We start from the raw sequence: 13,179 nt of genomic DNA on the forward strand, positions 1-13,179 counted from the left end.
CGCTCCGGCCGGGGGTGGCGGGTGCGCGCCGCGGCGTCGGTCACACCGCGGCGCCGTCTCCCGCTCAGACGTCGGTGATCCGCAGGCCGGCGTGCGCCTTGTAGCGGCGGTTGACCGAGATCAGGTTGGCCACCAGCGCCTCCACCTGGTGGGCGTTGCGCAGCCGCCCGGCGAAGACGCCGCGCATGCCGGGGATCCGGCCGGCCAGCGCCTGCACGGTGTCGGTGGCGGCGCGGTCCTCGCCGAGCACCATCACGTCGGTGTCGATCGACTCCACCGACTCGTCCTGCAGCAGCACCGCCGACAGGTGGTGGAAGGCCGCGGTGACGGTGGAGTCCGGCAGCAGTGCGGCGGCCTGCTGGGCGGCCGAGCCCTCCGGGACCTGCAGCGCGTAGGCGCCCTGCTTGTCGAAGCCCAGCGGGTTGACGCAGTCCACCACGATCTTCCCGGCGAGTTCGGCGCGCAGCGAGGTCAGCGTCTCGGCGTGGCCGTCCCACGGCACCGCGACGATCACCACGTCGCTCTCCCGGGCGCACCGCGCGTTGTCGGCGCCGCGGACGCCGAGGCCGAGCTCCGCGGCGCAGTCCTCGGCGCGCTCGGCGCTGCGGGAGCCGATCATCACCTGCTGGCCGGCCTTGGCGAGCCGGTAGGCCAGGCCGCGGCCCTGGTCGCCGGTGCCGCCGAGGACGCCGACCACCAGGTCGGAGACGTCCGGCAGCTGTCGGCCCGGTCCGGCCGTCGCGTTCACTGAATCGGGTTGCGTCATGCCGAAGATCCTGCCAAATCCGTTGCCCGGGCAGCATGCTGTCGCGCATGGACGCGGTGAGAGTTTCCGCACTCCGGCAGTCACTGGCCGGCACCGGCTGGCCCGAGCGGGCTGGCGCCTTCGCCGCCGCGCTGCGCGGCTCGGTCACCCGGCGCAGCGCCACCGGCCTGCTGCTGGTCGGCACCCCCCGCTACGAGCCGTGGCACCTGGCGGCGCACCTGAGCGACGAGGCCGCGTACAGCGGGGTGCCGGAGCTCGTCCCGACGCTGCTGCGGCACACCGTCCCGCCGGGCGCGCCGAGCCACCTGGCGTGCGGGCTGCCCCGGCTGGGGGAGGCGCGGAACGGCGCGACGGTGCTGCTGGTCGCCCCCGCGCCCGCCGACGCGCCCCTGCTGGAGCGGCTCGACGACGCCCGCCGGGCCGGCGCGGTGCTGCTCACCCTGGACGACGGCGACCCCGAGCTGACGGCGCTGGCACACGAGCGGCTGACCGTGCCGGAGGCCGAACCCGAGCCGTTCGAGCTGGTGCAGCACCTGGTCAGCTCGGCCACCTCGACGGTGCCGCCGCGCTCCCGGCTGGCCCGGCTGGTGGAGCGGCTGACCGCCTCGCCGGTGGTGCGCTGGTGACGGGCCGACAGAAAACCTGTTGCCCCGGTCCGCCCGCCTCCCGCAGCATCTGACCATGTGACAGCTGCTGCCCGCTTCCTCCGCAAGTTGATCCCGGATCTGACGCCCTGGCGCGCCTCCCGGGAGTTCCGGCTGCTCTGGACGTCGGGGTGCGTCACCGCCTTCGGCAGCTTCCTCACCTACATCGCGGTGCCGATCCAGATCAAGCAGCTGACCGGCTCGACCCTCGCGGTCGGCCTGGCCGGCGCGTTCGAGCTGGTGCCGCTGGTGGTGTTCGGCCTGTGGGGCGGGGCCCTGGCGGACGCGCTGGACCGTCGCCGCCTGGTGCTGCTCAGCGAGGCGGGGCTGACGCTGATGGCCGTACTGCTGCTGGCCAACTCCCTGCTGCCGCACCCGATGCTGTGGCCGATCTACCTGGTGGGGGCGCTGACCGCGGCGCTGGACGGCATCCAGCGCCCGGCGCTGGACTCGATGTTCCCCCGGGTGGTGGCGCACGACCAGCTGCCCGCCGCGTTCACCCTCGTCTCGCTGTACCGCAACGCCGCCTCGGTGGCCGGCCCGGCGCTGGCGGGCGTGGTCGTCGCGGTGGCCGGGGCGCGCAGCGCCTACGCGCTGGACGTGCTGACCTTCCTGGCGTCGCTGGCGCTGATCGCCCGGATGCGTCCGATCCCGCCCGCCGAGAGCGCCGACCGGCCCTCGCTGCGCAGCCTCGGGCAGGGCCTGGCCTACGCGTGGAGCCGCAAGGACCTGCTGGGCACCTACGCGATCGACACGGTGGCGATGCTGTTCGCCTTTCCGGTCGCGGTCTTCCCGTTCCTGGCGGACTCGCTGGACGCCGAGTGGGCGCTGGGCCTGCTGTACGCGGCGACGGCGGTCGGCGCGCTGCTGGTGTCGGCGACCGGCGGCTGGCTGTCGCGGGTCCACCGGCACGGGCGGATGCTGCTGTTCGCGGCGCTCGGCTGGGGCGGGTCGATGGCGCTGGCCGGCCTGGCCGGGAACGTCTGGCTGGTGCTGCTGTGCCTGGCGCTGGCGGGCGCGGCCGACCAGATCAGCGGCGTGGCCCGGTCGACGATCTGGAACCAGTCCATCCCCGACGAGCTGCGCGGCCGCCTCGCCGGGGTGGAGCTGCTGTCGTACTCGGTCGGCCCGCAGCTCGGCCAGGTCCGGGCCGGCGGAATGGCCGCGCTGGTCGGCACCCGGGCCTCGATCTGGACGGGCGGCGTGATGTGCGTGCTGGGCGTGCTGGCCCTGACGGCGTCCATCCCGAAGCTGCTGGCCTGGGACTCCCGCACCGACCCGCACGTCCTGGCGGTGCGGGCGCAGCACGAGAAGCAGCAGGCCGAGGCCGCGGCCGCCGAGGTGTGAGGGGGCGTCAGGCCTCGGGCGTCTCGTCGTTCCAGCGCGGGTCCTGCTTCCACTCCTGGTTGCGCTCGGCGGCGGTCTCCAGGGCGTGCGCGGCCTCCTCGCGGGTGGCGTACGGGCCGAGCCGGTCCTTGGCCGGGCACTCCGGGCCCTCCTCGACCTTGCCGTGCTTGATGCAGTAGAACCACTCCCCCGGCTTGCCGGTGGGCTTGCTGCGGCCGAACACCATCGTCTCGTCTCCCGTCCTGGTGGGCCCTCGCGGCGGCGGCCGCGGCGGTCAGCTGTGATCATTCCCGGCGGCCCGCCCGCGCACACGGCCCGGGGCGGGCGGACGGCGGCCGATACACTCGCGGTCATGGCTCTGGTACCCGGCACGCAGTCCCCCACCCGCAAGGTCCCCGCGCACATCGCGCGTCCGGAGTACGTCGGCAAGCCCGCGCCGACCCCGTACACCGGCCCCGAGGTGCAGACCGCGGAGACCGTCGAGAAGATGCGGATCGCCGGCCGGATCGCGGCGCAGGCGATGGCCGAGGCCGCGAAGCTGATCGCCCCCGGTGTCACCACCGACGCCCTCGACGCCGTCGCGCACGAGTACATGTGCGACCACGACGCGTACCCGTCCGACCTCGGCTACCGGGGCTTCCCGAAGTCGGTCTGCACCTCGATCAACGAGGTGATCTGCCACGGCATCCCGGACTCGACCGTGCTGCAGGACGGCGACATCGTCAACATCGACGCCACCGCGTACATCCACGGGGTGCACGGCGACCTGAACGCCACCTACCTGTGCGGAGACGTGGACGAGGAGTCCCGGCTGCTGGTGGAGCGCACCCGGGAGTCCCTCGACCGGGCGATCAAGGCGGTCAAGCCCGGACGACAGATCAACGTGATCGGGCGGGTCATCGAGTCCTACGCCAAGCGGTTCGGCTACGGCGTGGTCCGCGACTTCACCGGCCACGGCATCAACACCTCGTTCCACTCCGGCCTGATCGTCCCGCACTACGACAGCGACCGGGCCACCGAGGTGATCAAGCCGGGCATGACCTTCACCATCGAGCCGATGCTCACCCTGGGCAGCTACGACTACGACATCTGGCCGGACGGCTGGACGGTGGTCACCAAGGACCGCAAGCGCACCGCCCAGTTCGAGCACACCCTGGTGGTCACCGCCGACGGCGCGGAGATCCTCACCCTCCCCTGACCGGACAGCACAGCGGCCCGTCGCCCCGAGTGGGGCGACGGGCCGCTGCGTCGTTCCTGCGCCGCGTGCCTGCTCGGCTCAGCCGATCAGCCACTGCTCCTCGGCGACCGCGCCGACCTCGGTGCACGCGTCGGTCAGCACGTCCAGCACCCGCAGCGGGTCCGGCAGCGGCTGGTCGGGGCCGCGCAGCCAGCGCACCCGGGAGCCGTCGGTCAGCGCGGCCGGCGGGACCAGGGTGTACGAGCCGCGGCAGTGCCAGCGCAGCCCGGGATGCTCGGAGACCGTCTCGGGCGTGGAGTCCAGCGCGCTGGGCCACCACTCGTCCTCGTCCTGCGGGGTGCCGCGGGTGGCGGTGAAGAACAGGTACCGGTCGCCGCCGACCGCCGCCACCGGACCGCCCACACCGAGCGCGTCCAGCCGCCGCAGCGCCAGCTCGCCGGCCTCGGCCGGCACGTCCAGCACGTCGTGCACGCGGCCCGTCGCGGTGACGAAGTTCGCCTCCGGGTCACGCGTCAGCCAGTGCGCCAGCTGCTCGGCGTCGACGGTGGCCTGGGACTGCCAGGCGAAGGACACCGGGTGCTGGGCCGGAGCCGGACAGCCGACCCGGTCGCACGAACACCGGTACCCCGCCGCCGGGTGCGCCGCCGGCGCCACCGGGAACCCCGCCCGGACCGCCCCCAGCAGCAGATCCAGCTTCGCAGCCGCGTCCTCCGTGGCGTCCGGGTCGTCCTTCCGGTCCCGCCGCCACCAGGACGTCCACCTGCTGCTGGCTTCCATCTGGCCCCTTCCGCACCTGCTGAGCTGCCGCACCTGGTACGGCACGGCCACCGACGCAACACCCGACGCCAACGCACGGAGCCGCTCGCTGCTTCCCGAATCGGTGCACCGCGCGCGGGGGCGTCTGCCGTCGACCGGGGCCGGGTTCTCCGGCCGGCCGACGTCCGGGGCGGGTACGGAGTTCGAGAGTCTCGCTCGGCGGGCGGGCGCACCTCGGCGCGCCCCACCCGGCCCGTACGGGCCCGCGGACCCGGGGCAACCCCCGGGGGCGTACGTAGCAGGATAAGGGTCCGAAGGCCCTTCCCATGACCGTCGGCGATGCTGTCCGCGTCACATCCGCCGCGACGCGACGGACACACCCGCCCGCACCGGACATCCCGCCGCGTGCCTACCCTGGACCGGTGAAGAGCGCCGACACCGAATTCCTCGGGGGGCCGCTGGACGGCCGAGTCCTGCCGATCCTGCTGAGCCCGCTGCACACCGTGCCGAAGGTCTACCGGGTGCCCGTCCCCGCGCACGGGGACACCCCGGCGATCACGCTGGTCTACCGGCGCGCCAAGGAGTACAACGCGAAGGGCCGCTTCCGCTGGCGGTACGAGTACGACGACGCCGCCAGCGGCTGACCGTCCGTCACTCCCCGCCCCGGGGTGGGGCTCAGGCCTCCTCGGCCAGGATCAGGTACAGCTTCTTCTTCGTCTCCGCCAGCACCGCCAGGCCCTTGGCGCGCTGCTCCTCGGTGCCCGTCATCATGACCTGGCGCACCGCGTGGTCCACCGCCGCGAGCGCGGCGCCGACCTCCTGCACGGCCTCCCAGTCGTCCCGCCGGCCGGCCTCGTCCCACGGGGACTCGGGACCCTGCTCGGCCTCGGCCCGGCCCTGCTCGGTCAGTTCGAACAGCTTCTTGCCGGACTCCTCGTTGGCCTTGATCAGGCCTTCCTCCTCCAGCAGCTGGAGCGTCGGGTACACCGAGCCCGGGCTGGGCCGCCAGACACCGCCGGTGCGCTCGCCGATCTCGGTGATCATCTCGTAGCCGTGCATCGGACGCTCCCGCAGCAGCGCGAGCAGCGAGGCCCGCACATCACCGCGCCGCGCCCGGCCCCCGCGCCGCCCGCCGTGCCCGCCGCGCACCCCGTGACCGCCGAAACCCCGCCCCCGCGGCCCGAACCCGGGCCCGAACGGCGGCATCGGCCGCCCCTGCGCCCCGAACGGCCCGAACGCCGCCCGCGCCTCGAACTGCTCCCCCTCCTCGGGCCTCTCGGCCCACCGACGCCGACCCTCACCGCGATAACGCTTGTCGTACCGCATGACGAACACTCGCTTCCCATGGTTGTCGGACACTCCGATCGTCGAAGCATCTCGATAACTCGACGATATATCGGTAACTGTCGAACGACAAGGGATATCGACACCCGGCCACTGACCCGCGCGCAGTGCTACGGCCCGGCCTCGGTGATCGCGGCGTAGGCCGCCGCATTCGTCCACTCCTCGGCGCTGCTGTCGGTGGTCAGGTTGATGTAGATCGCCCGGGACTGCAGCAGGTAGCGGTGGTTGTTCATCCGGTAACCCGACTGGGTGGCGCTGCGGATGTCCGTGCCCCTGTCGCAGAGCTGGGAGCCGGGGCCGGTCGTCGGACACCAGAGGCTCCAGTCCGTGATAGAGAACTCCGCGAGCGCCTGCTTGCCCTGGTCGGCGGCCTGTGCATCGGGCAGGGGTATCACCCAGACCGCCACCGCGATCCTGGCGTTGGCGTCGATGTACGTCCCGACCACCTGCTTGTCGCAGCCGGCCTTGCGCAGCGCCGCTTGGAGGTTCTCCGTCATGGAGTCGTCCGGGCAGTCCCCCGTGGAGCCGCTGTTCCTGGTGTAGGTCACGCCCTTGGAGTCGGTGAAGGAGGCGGACAGCAGCGCGCTCGCGGTCAGCGGGGTCCGGTCGGTCTGCGCACTGTCGAGCGACCTGGGGTCGAAGGTGGGGGTGGTGGTGACGGGCGCAGGCGTACGGGTCGGGCTCGCGGAGGTCGGAGCAGGGGTCGGCGGCCGGGTGGTGCCGGGCCCCTCCGCGTGGTCACCAGCGCCTCGGGAGCGGACGATCATGACGGCCAGGAGGACCAGGACGAGCACCACGAAGACGACGGGGGCGACGAACGAGGACTTCGACCGGCCCTGTGGCGCGGTCGCCCCGTCGGAGGCCGCGTCGTCGGAGGCCGCGTCGGCCGGTGGTGCGGCGGAGGCGGTGGGGACCGTCGGGGCGGCCGCCCGGAGGCACTCCGCCCACTCGGCCGGCGACGGCCGGCGGGCCGGGGCGGGGTCGAGGCTCCGGCGGGCGAGCTCGCCGAGGTCCGGGCTCAGCGCCGTCAGTGCGGTGGGGTCGGTGGTGACCTGGTCCCGGGCGATCAGGCGGACGGCGAGGAGCCCGAGTTTGTGGACGTCGCCGGCCGGGGTGGCCTTCTCCTCGCCCGCCGGGAGCTGCCAGTCCGGCGTCTCGGCCTGCGGCAGGACGCTGGCGCCCCGCAGCCGCATCGCGTCGCAGTCGATGAGGAAGCACTCGGGCGGACCAGTGGTGGCGAGCAGCAGGTTCTTCGGGGACAGGTCCCCGACGCCGATGCCGATGCGGTGCAGCCGGTCGAGCGTCCCGGCCAGGTCGGCGAGCAGCAGGAGGCGGTCCCGTTCGCCGACGGTGAGTCCGATTCCGGCCGTGTACGCGTCGTCGTTGAGCAGGAACTCCAGGTTCGCCAGTCGGCGGGTGCCGCTGCCCGCGCCGCTCAGGCTGCGGAAGTCGAACCGGAACCGGTCCGGGGCGGCTCGCATGAGGAACCCGCTGACCTGGCCCTCCGTGCGGACCACGGCGGCCGGCCAGGCGGTCTTCTCGCACAGCCACCGGCCCTCGTCGCCGCTCAGCTCGTCGAGCAGGTCCACCATCGCGGTCAGCGCGACGGCATCGAGGTCGGGGAGCAGGGCGGGCGCGTACTCCTTGTAGACCACGTCCCAGCCGCCGTCGGCGGCGGCCTGGTTGATCCTCAGGTTGGCCACCCGGTGGACGACGCCCTGGCCGCCCTGCCCGAGCCGGCGGTCGAGGACCAGGGCGCCGCGGTCGACGGCGCCGCCGGGAGTGGCGTTCATCGCGGCGGGGCCGGGCTGCGCCGCCAGATCGCCAGCAGGGTCCGGTCGTCGTCGAAGGTCTCCCGGGAGAAGTCCAGCACGTGTGCGAGCCACAGGGGTGACGGTGGTGCGGCGAGTTGACGGGCGAACAGCGCGCCGACCTGGCCGTCGCCGTCGCCGAGCGGGTCGCCGAAGCCGTCGGTGCCGACCACCAGCACCTGGTCCGGGGTCAGGCGCAGGGTGGCCTGTTCGAGGGCGGCGGGGACGCTGGGCAGCGCCGTGACCTCGTTGGAGACCAGCAGGGCGTCCGAGCCGGTCTTCGCCGGGAAGACCGGCCAGTAGGCGCCCCGCCGGCTGTCGAGCAGCCAGGCGCCCGAGTCCCCGATCCTGCACAGTTCGACGACCGGCCCGTCGGGGTGGGGCCGGACCAGGCCGGTGACCAGCGTGGTCGCGTACCGGCCCGCGACCTCGGCGGTGCTCGGCCCGGCCGGGTCGAGCCGCCCGCGGACCAGCCGTCGCAGCTGCTCGGCGGCGTGCCGGGCGACATCGCGGAGGTCGAGCGCGTCCGGGCTCCAGGCGAGTTGGAGCAGGATCCGCTCCAGCGCGGCCCGGCACGCCTCGCCGGCGCCGCGCTCGGCCCTGGTGGCGCTGGAGACGCCGTCCGCGACGGCGAACACGACGGCCCCGGTGGGCGTGTGCGGTACGGCGCGGGCGGCGTCCTGCCTCGGCTTGCCGTAGTAGCGGTGGTGCGCGCCCCGCACCGACGCCAGCCGCACGGTGAGGCCCGCGGTGGACCAGCCGTCACACTCGGTGTCGGGCACGTCGAGGACGTCCTCGCCGGGCGGCCGGGCCTCGAACTCGACCCCGGGCGCCCCGACGGCGATCCGCTGCCAGGGCAGCGGGGACGGCGTGCCCTCGGCGCCGTCCGGACTCACAGGCCGACCTCGTCGATGGCCATGGTGAACTGGTCCGGCCGGTTGACGACGAGTTGCGGGTTGGCGGAGTTCAGCGCCTGGCCGGAGGAGACCAGGCTCGCGGTGAGCGAGTGGAAGAACTCCGAGATGGCCCGGCCGATGTCGGCCCCCGGCACGGCCACGAAGGCGAACTCCGGCCGGGTCGCGACCTCCAGCATGGTCCGGGCCTCGGCGCTGCCGATGCCGCAGGCGATGATGTTGGGCGCCGTGGGAGTGCGGGCCCGGTCGACCAGCAGGGCGTGCGACCGCCGCCAGCCGTCCCCGTCGGTCGGCTGGCCGTCGCTGAGGAAGAACACCACCGGGCGGTGCACCTTGTACCCCTGGCCCCGGAGCCACTGCACGTCGGTGGGAATGCGTTGCCGCAGGTCGTCGAAGACCGCCCGGTAGCGGGTGGTCCCCCGGATGACCACCTCGGGCAGGCTGGTCTCGGCCCGCATGTCGGCGACCGCGAGCCGGACCTGCACGTCGTCGGCGAACCCGAGCACGGCGAGCCGCAGCTTCGCCGCGACCATCGGCTCGGCCCGCAGCCCCTCGCAGAGCGAGACCAGGCCCTCGGACAGCTCCTCCCGGTACGGGCCCATCGAGCCCGATTCGTCGGCCAGCACGTACGCAGGCAGCAGCACACCTTTGATCTCGGCCATTGCGTCCCCCATCCACGTCGCGCGAGCGACACCTGATGTCCCACTGTCGGCGGTGCTTCGGGCGTCAGGGCAGCAGTGCCCTGACCGCCTCGTCCAGGCCCTGGATCTCGGCGGCGATCGCGGTGGTGGCGGCCACGCCCTGGCCGGCCCGGGAGAGGAAGCGCAGGACCTGGTCCCAGCGCCGCACGGGCTCGGCCACCACCTGCTGGAGGTCCTCCGCCGCCCGGACCGCGTCGGGGTCGGGGCTCTGCCGCAGCCGCTCGACGAGGGCGAGCACCCGTCGGACGACGGCCTCCTCGTCCACCGCCGAGGCGTGGACGGTCGCGGAGGAGTCCTGGCCCGCGGCGATCGCGCCGCCGCTGATGGTGACCTGGGCATTGCCGCTGATGTGGAGTCCGCCGGTGATGCGCCGGTCCTCGGTCATCGGCCTTCCTTCCTTCTGCTGCCCGAGGCGCGTTCGGCCAGGCGCACGAGTCTGCTGCCGGCACCGGCGGCCACCGGGGAGTTGACGAAGCTGACGTTGGCGTTGCCGGAGGCGAAGACGCCCCCGTTGTAGATCACGCTCTGGCGCTCCCGGAGTTCGGAGACGTCGACCTGCCGGTCGGCCAGGAAGTCGGTGAGCGTGTCCAGCGCGCGCCGTTCGACGATCTTGGTGTACATCTGGCTGTCGACCTGCTGGAAGTACCGGTGGAACCTGGGCTCGGCGGCCGCCTCCCGAATGCTCAGCTCAGCGCCGTGGTTGAAGGCCCCGAGGGCGATCAGGCGCAGTTGTTCCTTCTTCTTCCGACGGTCGGTCAGGCCGCCGACCAGCAGTTCGAACGTCTTGAACGGGCTGACGAGCAGTCCGCGCGGCACGGCGCCGGCCGAGGAGGCGACGATGGCGAGCAGTTGCCGCCAGGTGGGGTGGTCGAGCAGGTGGTCGACCTGGTGGTACCGGTGGTGGATCGGGGGGAGCAGCGTGGTGCCGCCCTCGACGAAGAGCAGGTCCCGGGCCGCGCTCAGCGAGAACCGGACCACGGAGCCGGCCACCAGTTCGCCGCTCCACCCGGAGACCGTGGTGACCAGGTAGGGGCGGGCCCGTCCCGAGCCGTCCTCCCGCAGCCGGTCGAGCACGTCCGGGCGCAGCTCCGTCCGCGGCCTGCCGTCCGGTTGGGGGAGCAGCAGCCGGCGGAGCGCGGGGTCCAGCCCCTGGGCCAGGTCGGCGCCGTTCACGAAGACCCGCTCGGAGACCGCCACGCCGGGCAGCCCGAGGGCCTGGAGTGCGCCGGTGACTTCGGCGGTCAACTCCTGGAGGGTGAACGGGACGACGTGATCGGACTGTTCGTCGGGCCGGTCCACGGCGATGGTGAAGTTCCACGGGGAGACGAGCCTGCCGTAGCCGAGGAACGGTTCGAAGCCCGAGAAGACCGAGACGTTCCCCTTCCGCTCCTCGGCGGCGACCTGGCCCAGCAGCTTCTCCTCGTGCGGATCGGCACGGGGAGCCCGGGCCGGGTCGAAGGCGTCCCGGCTCAGCTTGGCCCTCAGCACGCCGTAGAACGTGATGAGCCGTTCGGCCAGCACGATCCCCCAGGCCACACAGAGCAGGGGGACGACGAGCGGCGGCAGCGGCACCGGCAGGACGGTCTCCGTGCTGTCCGGGAAGGACTGGAAGGCGAGGGAGGCCAGCACGCCGAGCGCGACGAGCGTGAGCAGGGCCCGGGTGGCGGCCTGCCGGACCTGCGCGGCGATCGCGTACCGCAGCACGCAGACCAGGTCGACGCCGGGCGAGAACGCGACGGTGCGGTGCGGCTCCTTGAGGACGGACTCGACGGCCCGGTCGCACAGCGCGCTGTCCAACTGGACGGCGACGCACAGGTAGCGGGTGGCGTCCGCCGCCGACCGCGGAGGCTGCCGGAGCGGGGCCTGGGGAGCGACCGCCCAGGTGCTGGACGAAGGCCCCGCCGCAGCGCCGGCCGGCGGATCGGGCGGCGCGAACGTGGGCTTCATCGGCGGCACGGCATTCCCGGGCGCCTTGTTGTTCGGGTCCGTGGTCATGTCACCCCCCTTGAGCACTACCTGCGGCACAGAACACAGCACGCGACAGAACTCACCACAGAGGTGGTACCACCGTCCGCACAGAGCAAACAAAAACCTTACCCATGAAGGGAGTTGACGATTCTCCCGGACGGTCGGAGCCGCCCGGCGCACAGCTTGCCGGCACCGGCGCGCGAGCCGGCGCACGCGAGCCCGCCCCGGGCGACGGCGCCTCCGGCCGAAAGTTCCGGCCGCCCCGACACGCCCCCGCAGCGCCCCGGTCGTCGCCCGGAGCCACTACGGTGACGGCCATGGCAGGCGAACGCGATCTTCGACAGCTGCTCTCCGGCTTGAGCCCCGTCCTCAACCCCGGCCGCTACGTGTACTGCACGCTGCCGGGCCGGGTGCCCGCCGGGCTGCGGCCGGTCGTCACGGTGGCCGAACCCGAGGGCGTCACGTTCGTCGTCCTTGAGGAGGAGGCCGACTCTCTCCGCCTGCCGCACGCGTTCACCGCCGCCTGGATCACCCTGCGGGTGCACTCCGCGCTGGACGCCGTCGGCCTGACCGCCGCCGTCGCCACCGCGCTCGCCGAACAGGGCATCAGCTGCAACGTGGTGGCCGGCTTCCACCACGACCACCTGTTCGTCCCGGCCGCCGACGCCGACCGGGCCCTGGCCGCTCTCGACGCCCTGGGCGCACGGCACACCTGACGCGTCGTCGGCAGCCCGGTTTCCGGCGTCCGGCACGGGCGAGAATCCGAACGGACGCCGACACCGGCCGGGACGAGAGGGACGCCGTGCAGGACTCCATTTGGACCGCCGCCACCGCCGCCGACCTCGGCGCCGCCCTCGCCGAGACCGTGGACGGCGGGCTGTTCCCCGGCGGCGTGCTGACGGTCGGTCGGGCGGGAGGCGACCGGGTCACCGTCGGCCACGGCCTGGTCGCCCCCGAGTGCGGCGCCGCCCGGCCCGGCCCGCACACCCGCTACGACCTCGCCTCGCTCACCAAGGTGCTCGCCACCTGGCCGCTGGTCGGCGCCGCCGTCCGCACCGGCCTGCTCGACCTGGACGCGCCGCTGCGCGCGGTGCTCCCCGAACTGCCCTCCCCCGGCGGCGACCTGACCGTTCGGCAGCTCCTCACCCACACCTCCGGGCTGCTCCCGAAGACCGGGCTGGCCCGCTACGAGCACTCCGGCCGGCCGCTGATCGAGCACCTGTGCGCGGAGCCGCTGGTGAGCCCGCCCGGCAGCCGCCACCGCTACATCGACCGCGGCTTCATCCTGCTCGGCCTGCTGCTGCCCGCCGTCCTCGGCCGCCCCCTGCACCTGCTCGCCGAGGACCTGTGGCGCGAGCTCGGCCTGACCCGCACCGCCTACGGGCCGCTGCCCCGCGACCCGCAGCTCGCCCCGACCGAACAGCGGCTGCGCGACGCTCCCCGCACCTGGGGCGCCCCGCACGACCCCAGCGCCGCCCTGCTCGGCGGGGTGGCCGGCCACGCCGGGGTGTTCTCCTGCGCCGACGACCTCGCCGCCTACGCCGAACACCTGCTGACCGGGGCGAGCCCGCTGGCCGACTGGTTCGCCGAGAGCCGCCGCCCGCGCGCCGCCGTCGAACCCGGCCTGCACCGCGGCCTCGCCTGGCTGGTCACCGACGACGGCGGGGCGGCCTACCACCACGGCTTCACCGGGACCAGCCTCTTCCTGGCCCCGGACACCGGCCGCTACG

At 73.8% G+C, this 13,179-nt stretch carries 15 protein-coding genes; 6 read left to right on the forward strand and 9 right to left on the reverse strand.

Annotation, left to right across the window (positions count from 1 at the left end):
* Positions 1-64: 64 nt before the first annotated feature.
* Complete coding sequence (gene npdG, locus IEZ12_RS00975; RefSeq protein ID WP_100585869.1) at positions 65-766, reverse strand: NADPH-dependent F420 reductase; 702 nt, start codon at positions 764-766, stop codon at positions 65-67.
* A 47-nt stretch (positions 767-813) separates the two neighbouring features.
* Here npdG and IEZ12_RS00980 point away from each other — a divergent pair, with 47 nt between their 5' ends.
* Both IEZ12_RS00980 and IEZ12_RS00985 read left to right on the forward strand, forming a co-directional pair.
* Positions 814-1,392 (forward strand): hypothetical protein, encoded by a 579-nt coding sequence (locus IEZ12_RS00980; RefSeq protein WP_189270312.1) that lies wholly within the window; start codon positions 814-816, stop codon positions 1,390-1,392.
* 57 nt (positions 1,393-1,449) lie between these two features.
* Positions 1,450-2,757, forward strand: coding sequence for an MFS transporter (locus IEZ12_RS00985; RefSeq protein WP_189270313.1), 1,308 nt, complete (start codon positions 1,450-1,452; stop codon positions 2,755-2,757).
* Between the two features lie 7 nt (positions 2,758-2,764).
* Here IEZ12_RS00985 and IEZ12_RS00990 read toward each other — a convergent pair whose 3' ends face one another.
* Complete coding sequence (locus tag IEZ12_RS00990; protein WP_043913668.1) at positions 2,765-2,983, reverse strand: hypothetical protein; 219 nt, start codon at positions 2,981-2,983, stop codon at positions 2,765-2,767.
* A 126-nt stretch (positions 2,984-3,109) separates the two neighbouring features.
* Between IEZ12_RS00990 and map the strand changes: the two genes are divergently transcribed.
* Positions 3,110-3,955 (forward strand): type I methionyl aminopeptidase, encoded by an 846-nt coding sequence (map, locus tag IEZ12_RS00995; RefSeq protein WP_189270314.1) that lies wholly within the window; start codon positions 3,110-3,112, stop codon positions 3,953-3,955.
* Positions 3,956-4,033: 78 nt separating this feature from the next.
* Here map and IEZ12_RS01000 read toward each other — a convergent pair whose 3' ends face one another.
* Positions 4,034-4,732 (reverse strand): bifunctional DNA primase/polymerase, encoded by a 699-nt coding sequence (locus tag IEZ12_RS01000; protein ID WP_043913671.1) that lies wholly within the window; start codon positions 4,730-4,732, stop codon positions 4,034-4,036.
* 401 nt (positions 4,733-5,133) lie between these two features.
* Between IEZ12_RS01000 and IEZ12_RS01005 the strand changes: the two genes are divergently transcribed.
* Positions 5,134-5,355: a DUF8847 domain-containing protein gene (locus tag IEZ12_RS01005; RefSeq protein ID WP_043913673.1), complete on the forward strand. Its 222-nt coding sequence runs from the start codon at positions 5,134-5,136 to the stop codon at positions 5,353-5,355.
* Positions 5,356-5,386: 31 nt separating this feature from the next.
* Here IEZ12_RS01005 and IEZ12_RS01010 read toward each other — a convergent pair whose 3' ends face one another.
* The 6 genes from IEZ12_RS01010 to IEZ12_RS01035 form a co-directional block, all read right to left on the reverse strand.
* Positions 5,387-6,037 (reverse strand): PadR family transcriptional regulator, encoded by a 651-nt coding sequence (locus IEZ12_RS01010; protein ID WP_189270315.1) that lies wholly within the window; start codon positions 6,035-6,037, stop codon positions 5,387-5,389.
* A gap of 128 nt (positions 6,038-6,165) precedes the next feature.
* On the reverse strand, positions 6,166-7,848 hold the full coding sequence (locus IEZ12_RS01015; protein ID WP_189270316.1) for a protein kinase family protein: 1,683 nt from the start codon (positions 7,846-7,848) through the stop codon (positions 6,166-6,168).
* A complete protein-coding gene (locus IEZ12_RS01020; protein ID WP_189270317.1) occupies positions 7,845-8,762 on the reverse strand; it encodes a protein phosphatase 2C domain-containing protein in 918 nt (305 codons plus the stop codon). The genes IEZ12_RS01015 and IEZ12_RS01020 overlap by 4 nt, the downstream gene beginning before the upstream one ends.
* The gene (locus IEZ12_RS01025; RefSeq protein ID WP_043913680.1) at positions 8,759-9,442 is read right to left on the reverse strand and encodes a vWA domain-containing protein; all 684 of its coding nucleotides are present in this window, start codon (positions 9,440-9,442) and stop codon (positions 8,759-8,761) included. The genes IEZ12_RS01020 and IEZ12_RS01025 overlap by 4 nt, the downstream gene beginning before the upstream one ends.
* A gap of 64 nt (positions 9,443-9,506) precedes the next feature.
* Positions 9,507-9,866 (reverse strand): hypothetical protein, encoded by a 360-nt coding sequence (locus IEZ12_RS01030; protein WP_043913681.1) that lies wholly within the window; start codon positions 9,864-9,866, stop codon positions 9,507-9,509.
* A complete protein-coding gene (locus tag IEZ12_RS01035; protein WP_189270318.1) occupies positions 9,863-11,476 on the reverse strand; it encodes an AbeC-like domain-containing protein in 1,614 nt (537 codons plus the stop codon). The genes IEZ12_RS01030 and IEZ12_RS01035 overlap by 4 nt, the downstream gene beginning before the upstream one ends.
* Positions 11,477-11,766: 290 nt before the next feature.
* On the opposite strand from IEZ12_RS01035, the gene IEZ12_RS01040 reads away from it, so the two are divergent.
* Entirely contained in the window at positions 11,767-12,165 is a 399-nt protein-coding gene (locus IEZ12_RS01040) for an ACT domain-containing protein (RefSeq protein WP_189270319.1), read from the forward strand.
* A gap of 86 nt (positions 12,166-12,251) precedes the next feature.
* A partial coding sequence (locus IEZ12_RS01045) for a serine hydrolase domain-containing protein (protein ID WP_229847126.1) occupies positions 12,252-13,179 on the forward strand: 928 nt, incomplete at its 3' end.

It is taken from the genome of Kitasatospora griseola, from assembly GCF_014648555.1.
Lineage (GTDB): Bacteria > Actinomycetota > Actinomycetes > Streptomycetales > Streptomycetaceae > Kitasatospora > Kitasatospora griseola.

What these genes read in the sequence shown, in the direction of transcription:
- IEZ12_RS01030 (WP_043913681.1), bottom strand. Translation starts at nt 9,866, where the DNA reads ATGACCGAGGACCGGCGCATCACCGGCGGACTCCACATCAGCGGCAAT.
- npdG (WP_100585869.1), bottom strand. Translation starts at nt 766, where the DNA reads ATGACGCAACCCGATTCAGTGAACGCGACGGCCGGACCGGGCCGACAG.
- IEZ12_RS01025 (WP_043913680.1), bottom strand. Translation starts at nt 9,442, where the DNA reads ATGGCCGAGATCAAAGGTGTGCTGCTGCCTGCGTACGTGCTGGCCGAC.
- map (WP_189270314.1), top strand. Translation starts at nt 3,110, where the DNA reads ATGGCTCTGGTACCCGGCACGCAGTCCCCCACCCGCAAGGTCCCCGCG.
- IEZ12_RS01040 (WP_189270319.1), top strand. Translation starts at nt 11,767, where the DNA reads ATGGCAGGCGAACGCGATCTTCGACAGCTGCTCTCCGGCTTGAGCCCC.
- IEZ12_RS01035 (WP_189270318.1), bottom strand. Translation starts at nt 11,476, where the DNA reads ATGACCACGGACCCGAACAACAAGGCGCCCGGGAATGCCGTGCCGCCG.
- IEZ12_RS00980 (WP_189270312.1), top strand. Translation starts at nt 814, where the DNA reads ATGGACGCGGTGAGAGTTTCCGCACTCCGGCAGTCACTGGCCGGCACC.
- IEZ12_RS01010 (WP_189270315.1), bottom strand. Translation starts at nt 6,037, where the DNA reads ATGCGGTACGACAAGCGTTATCGCGGTGAGGGTCGGCGTCGGTGGGCC.
- IEZ12_RS01015 (WP_189270316.1), bottom strand. Translation starts at nt 7,848, where the DNA reads ATGAACGCCACTCCCGGCGGCGCCGTCGACCGCGGCGCCCTGGTCCTC.
- IEZ12_RS00990 (WP_043913668.1), bottom strand. Translation starts at nt 2,983, where the DNA reads ATGGTGTTCGGCCGCAGCAAGCCCACCGGCAAGCCGGGGGAGTGGTTC.
- IEZ12_RS01000 (WP_043913671.1), bottom strand. Translation starts at nt 4,732, where the DNA reads ATGGAAGCCAGCAGCAGGTGGACGTCCTGGTGGCGGCGGGACCGGAAG.